This window comes from Geitlerinema sp. PCC 9228, from assembly GCF_001870905.1.
Lineage (GTDB): Bacteria > Cyanobacteriota > Cyanobacteriia > Cyanobacteriales > PCC-9228 > PCC-9228.
Genome location: NZ_LNDC01000013.1, coordinates 1 through 4,857 on the forward strand (window position 1 = coordinate 1; position 4,857 = coordinate 4,857).

General features: G+C 51.3%; 6 protein-coding genes. 1 reads left to right on the forward strand and 5 read right to left on the reverse strand.

What is annotated here, in order from left to right; genetic code table 11:
- Window positions 1–179: 179 nt before the first annotated feature.
- Entirely contained in the window at window positions 180–941 is a 762-nt protein-coding gene (locus tag AS151_RS00660) for a HEAT repeat domain-containing protein (RefSeq protein ID WP_071515149.1), read from the reverse strand.
- Between the two features lie 99 nt (window positions 942–1,040).
- On the opposite strand from AS151_RS00660, the gene AS151_RS00665 reads away from it, so the two are divergent.
- Complete coding sequence (locus tag AS151_RS00665) at window positions 1,041–1,262, forward strand: chlorophyll a/b-binding protein (RefSeq protein ID WP_244532791.1); 222 nt, start codon at window positions 1,041–1,043, stop codon at window positions 1,260–1,262.
- Between the two features lie 577 nt (window positions 1,263–1,839).
- Here AS151_RS00665 and AS151_RS20435 read toward each other — a convergent pair.
- The 4 genes from AS151_RS20435 to AS151_RS20445 all read right to left on the reverse strand — a co-directional run bounded on the left by AS151_RS20435 (window position 1,840) and on the right by AS151_RS20445 (window position 4,457).
- On the reverse strand, window positions 1,840–1,980 hold the full coding sequence (locus AS151_RS20435) for a transposase (protein ID WP_139240425.1): 141 nt from the start codon (window positions 1,978–1,980) through the stop codon (window positions 1,840–1,842).
- 264 nt (window positions 1,981–2,244) lie between these two features.
- A complete protein-coding gene (locus tag AS151_RS20440; RefSeq protein WP_084639315.1) occupies window positions 2,245–2,457 on the reverse strand; it encodes a hypothetical protein in 213 nt (70 codons plus the stop codon).
- A 337-nt stretch (window positions 2,458–2,794) separates the two neighbouring features.
- On the reverse strand, window positions 2,795–3,841 hold the full coding sequence (locus AS151_RS00675; protein WP_071515150.1) for a Ycf66 family protein: 1,047 nt from the start codon (window positions 3,839–3,841) through the stop codon (window positions 2,795–2,797).
- A gap of 496 nt (window positions 3,842–4,337) precedes the next feature.
- The gene (locus tag AS151_RS20445; RefSeq protein WP_084639316.1) at window positions 4,338–4,457 is read right to left on the reverse strand and encodes a photosystem II reaction center X protein; all 120 of its coding nucleotides are present in this window, start codon (window positions 4,455–4,457) and stop codon (window positions 4,338–4,340) included.
- Window positions 4,458–4,857: the final 400 nt, after the last annotated feature.

Consider the following 4,857-nt stretch of genomic DNA (forward strand, 5'->3'; position numbering starts at 1 on the left):
TAGGGGCGCTTTGACTCGTCCCACCCGGATTCACTTCTGAGTGCCAGTCCAAAAGAAAAGCGTAGCGATGCGGCTTCAGCCCATCGCGTATCATCCCTTGGGAATCCCCTACTCTTTAGAGAGGGGAACAGTCAAATTGACGATATTTTCCCAATGAATCGTATGTTTATCATAAATCTTCAGAAAAAGCCATCATTTTCTAAATCTTCGATAATTTGTAAAGCTCTGGGGTCGCCTACCCGCAACAAAGAAGCTTTGGCATCTTCGCATACGCCCATGTCCTCATCTTCTTCCAAAGCTTCCAGCAAGGAATCAATAACCCCAGCATAAACCACATTCGAGGGCATTTCGCGACCTAGCTGCCCCAAAGCCCAGGCACAGTTGCTGCGTACTGCCGGCGTCGGATCTTTGCGCAACCCTTCAATTAAAGCCGGTACAGCCGCTACCACCGCTTCGTATCCCAAAGGAGAGAGCTGACCCAGAGAACTGGCTGCCCACAAACGCACTGCAGAAATATCGTATTTAAGGGCGTCAACCAGGGGCGATAAGACACGGCGATCGCAGCAGTTGCCCAACGCCCAAACAATGCCTTTGCGAACGTAGCCATTCCAATCTTGCTGCAGCTGTTCGATCAGGGCACCCACCACTTCCGAGTTGATATTTCTGCCCAAAGCATAGGCAGCACTAACCCGGATGAGCGGACAAGGTTCCCGCAAAAGCTGCATGAGGCTTTCGATGGCGCGATCGTCGCAAATTTCGCAAAACGCCCGCGCCGCCGTCATTCTTTGGAGGGGTTCCGATGCCTGCAGCAAAGGCAACATTTCCTCCGGATCGGGGGGAGGCGTTTCTTCCTCCTGTTGGTCCCATCGATCCAGAGGTGTTTCTAGATGATCTTCAGAGTTAAGCAGGCTAAGTTCGTCTTTTTCCTCTTTATCGTGCATACTGTAACTTTACAGCAACAGGTGTCCTGCTGCATCCTTAAGGCTGCATCAAATTGTTAGCAAGCAATTTGTTTCGATTGTATCTAGAAATTTGGATTTATGAGTGCTGAAAGTTCCCAAAATCAAACCCCTTCCCCCGCCAACGAAACCCAAACGACACAGTCCCATCCCACCATGGCAGACAATGTGGAACCCGCTTTTGGTTGGACTGCCTATGCCGAACGCTTGAACGGTCGGTTTGCCATGATTGGTTTTGTGCTGCTCCTTCTGATTGAGTTGGTCACCGGCATGGACCTGTTTACCTGGTTGGGACTGCGATAGTCGCCTTGACACTCTCACGAATTCTCTTCGTGAGATGCTCGCTTCATTGGGTGTGCCTAGATGGATTCGCTATGAGCTGGTCTATCTAGGCACAGGAACCCTCAACGAGCATTTTTCCGCCCTGTGGTGGACGTACTGGCGACACCTCGATTCCAAACCACTTGTGCTGCTGCCACGTCTCGATGGATTCGATCGCTGCAGTGGGAGCAAAAATGAGTCCTTTGAGAAAGCGGCTTTTTTCCCGTATGGACACACAATGGGGACAAATTTGACTGCTCTGTTTGGCCTCTACTGCAGGCTTAGTATTTGCTACGTTTGAAACAGACTTAAGACAAAATGGACTTGTGCTGAGCTACGCCGAAGCATAGAAACTCGCCCCAAGCCGCATCGAAACAAAATTTGGCTAATTGACCTCGCCTAAGAGCTCTCAAATTCAGAGCCTCGGCAAAAATGCTGTTAGCTTGGTTGCACAAATGCTGAGCCCACTTCAAGAAAAGTCTTTGCGAGATTTGGTTACATGTTCGTACAATTGGGCGATGCGATATTGAATCAAGTGCCAACCCCTGAAACCCTTTTGCTACGGGTTGAGCTTTGGTTGCAGCGATTTTAGCTTGCCGGAAGCCTTCACGAACAATCGTGGGTTGTCAATCAATTCACCATCGCTGGTAGCCAAATAACTTTCTAACCCCACATCCAATCCGATGGTATGCTCACTCATAGGTGGTTGGGGAACTTCGACATCCGCTGGTACCGGATAAAATAATATAGTACCCACTCGCTCTTTTCAGAAAAGGGAACGAGACTTGAAAAACCGTAGTTTCCCGATTTTCGGAAGGTCGATTTGATTGCCTTCGATACAGGTTTCCTTGATTTTGGGGAAAACAAAGGAGCGAAATCGCCCTTTTTTCCTCAAGCGAGGAAAACCAAATCCCCGTCGATCCATAGCCACCCATGCGGTCTCCAAAGGTTTGAGGGTTTGCTGCTAGACTTGCGATCGGGGGATTTTTAGTTGGGGATGGTCTTTCTTGGCTGGTGTTAATGCCTGGCACTGACTGGTATAGGTAGGGCGAGGGGCATCGGCGGGAATGATATACTCGCCTCCCAGACGACAGGCGTTGACAGGCAATTTTCGGGATTTGACCCCATCTTGGCGTTCTCTCAGCCCATCATTGCCAACTTGCCGACAGATTTCCAACCAAGATTCGATGGCGTGAATCTGGGGGCATGTCGGTTTGAGGGGGAGAATTCGTAGCTGAGAGTCAACATGATGGACGAAAATAGATTTATAAAATTTCGCCTGTTTTTCTAGATTCTAGTACATTGACTTGATTTTGACGGCGGCGGCCGCTGCACGGGTCGCTTTTCCTCCCGGCTGGGAAAGAGGCAGGGCTTTCAAGCTCCCGTCTTTTTTCGTAAAATTTAGAGGAAAGGGGACCCAACGGGCAAGTAGCTGCCTGTGATTGGTCCCCTTGGTTCCGATCTAGATTGGCTAACAGCACTGTTCGTACCGTCCAACAAGTAGCTATAGCCGCTCAAGAAAAGCGAGAGTAATCCTCGTCTGCGCTGTTGGGGTAGTCCTGTTCGGGATTGTCTAGGGGTTGGTAGTCCACATAATCGTTGTAGTCGTTATTATACTCTTTCGTATAGTCAGAACGAGCGTACCGACTGCTGGTTCTGGCATTGGAACGGGAGGGCGCTTCGCGTTCGTTGCTGTAGCCAACTTCACGATCGGGTCTTCTTGCCGGGCGACTTTCTTCGGTGTAGGCATCGGCGGGGCGAATCACGTCAATATCGCGGCGTCGGCGCTGGGAACTGGCTTCTGGAGGTCGGCTGCGGCGCGCGGTACGTCCTTGGCTGGCGCGAACCGGACGTTCCGTTTTCGCTGGTGGTTCGGTATCGGGATAGTCTTCGCCAGCATCTACCCGATCTCCACCGTAGCGGCGTTCTCCATAGCGATCGCGGCGCGTGGTTGTACCTCCTTCACCGGCATAGCGACTGCGTTCCGTACGGCGAGGTCGTCGGGAAGAAGCAGCATATCGCGACCGGCTGCTAGAGGTGGGGCGTTCCGAACCCCGATTGCGCGGGGCAGACCGTCGCCGAGAACTGGTTTGGCGATCGCTGTAGGCATCCCGTTCGTCCCTACTGCCACGAATGCGGCGGGTTACCGGGCGTTCCTCTACAGGCATTAACTCATCCAATTCGGCGCGGTAGACACCTCCCGGTTCTGGTTGTCCTTCCTCTTCGTCTTCTTCATCTTCGTCATAGTCCGATTCTTCGTAGTCGCTGGTGGGAGCGTTACGTTTGGCTTGCTGGGTAACCACACCCCGCAGGCGAATGCTCTCCATGGCAAAAAAGACCAACGACCCCGTGAGCAAGAACTGACCGAATTGAAGGATCGGGTCTTGCCGCCATCCTTGGAAGAAAAGAATGCCGCCGCACAGCAAAGCCACCGCTGCGAAGAAAATGTCGTAGTCCCGCGATAGTTGCGGTCGAACCGAACGCAGCAGGTACAGCGCTGCTCCCGAGGTTACGAGGACAATACCTAGCAGGCTACTCCAGCTAAATCCGATATTTACCATTGCCTGTCTCCTGAATCAGTCTTAATTCTAGCGAGCCATTACCTACCTGGGAACCACCTGCCGCGGCGATTTTCCAAGCGTTGGTACAACCAGTTTTGGACGGTTTTCTCGACACGTTACTACCAACTTCCCTATTTCAGTTTCAGGCATGGGATGGGTGGATGGTGGTCCCTGTTTCCATGATTGTTCTCGCTAGTAGGAGGTTTTTTACAAAATTTGACCTATGAAAAAACCCCAGCTTTCCCTTCTAGGATACCGAACTTGGTAGGGAAATGTCGTTCCCCCCATGCCAACCAATCCCCATTCGATGGGGACCGTTCGCACCCGCTGGCACACCGGCCATTTGGGGCGAAATCATCTGGAAACTTGACCAGATGGGCAAACCAGGGGCACACCAAGGTTGAACTCCCTACCCAATGGAGGAAATGGAAAGCTGAGGTGATGACTCACCAATTTTGGTCAATCGGCTGGTGGTGAGTCCTTGATGGCTGGGATTTTAGGAGCGGCGCACTTTATCCCGTTGGCTCAAGAAAATGAGAGCTACTACTACCGGGATAACGACAATTACGGCGCCGGCAAGCAGACTGTACAGGAAGTTGGCTAAGGAAGGTGTCATAAATGTCCCTCTTATGCGATCGCTTTTTACAAACAAGTTTGATTCTATACCCCATATTACGATTTTTTTAGGGATTGGGGCAAGTCTCGCTGGATGGAAAGCTCGAACAGGGGGGGGCGATCCGGTTAATTTTATGGCTGCCACCTTCATTCGCTGCCAGCCCGCACCCGGTTGTCAAAGCTCGCTTTATAAACTTTTTTGTCTGTTTTGACACATTTTCCTGGAATTGGCGGATGATGGAATATAAGGCAAACTTATTATCTTAGTATGTTTCGTCAATCAGGAGCGATCGCCATGAACAAAAATCGTCAGCAACTCGTCACTGACCCCGCGCTAAAGCGACGGGGCTTGGGAACAGCCAGGTTCCCGTAGTAGTGGCTAGACCAAGAGCCGATAGTAG

What these genes read in the sequence shown, in the direction of transcription:
- AS151_RS00660 (WP_071515149.1), bottom strand. Translation starts at nt 941, where the DNA reads ATGCACGATAAAGAGGAAAAAGACGAACTTAGCCTGCTTAACTCTGAA.
- AS151_RS00665 (WP_244532791.1), top strand. Translation starts at nt 1,041, where the DNA reads ATGAGTGCTGAAAGTTCCCAAAATCAAACCCCTTCCCCCGCCAACGAA.
- AS151_RS20435 (WP_139240425.1), bottom strand. Translation starts at nt 1,980, where the DNA reads ATGAGTGAGCATACCATCGGATTGGATGTGGGGTTAGAAAGTTATTTG.
- AS151_RS00675 (WP_071515150.1), bottom strand. Translation starts at nt 3,841, where the DNA reads ATGGTAAATATCGGATTTAGCTGGAGTAGCCTGCTAGGTATTGTCCTC.
- AS151_RS20445 (WP_084639316.1), bottom strand. Translation starts at nt 4,457, where the DNA reads ATGACACCTTCCTTAGCCAACTTCCTGTACAGTCTGCTTGCCGGCGCC.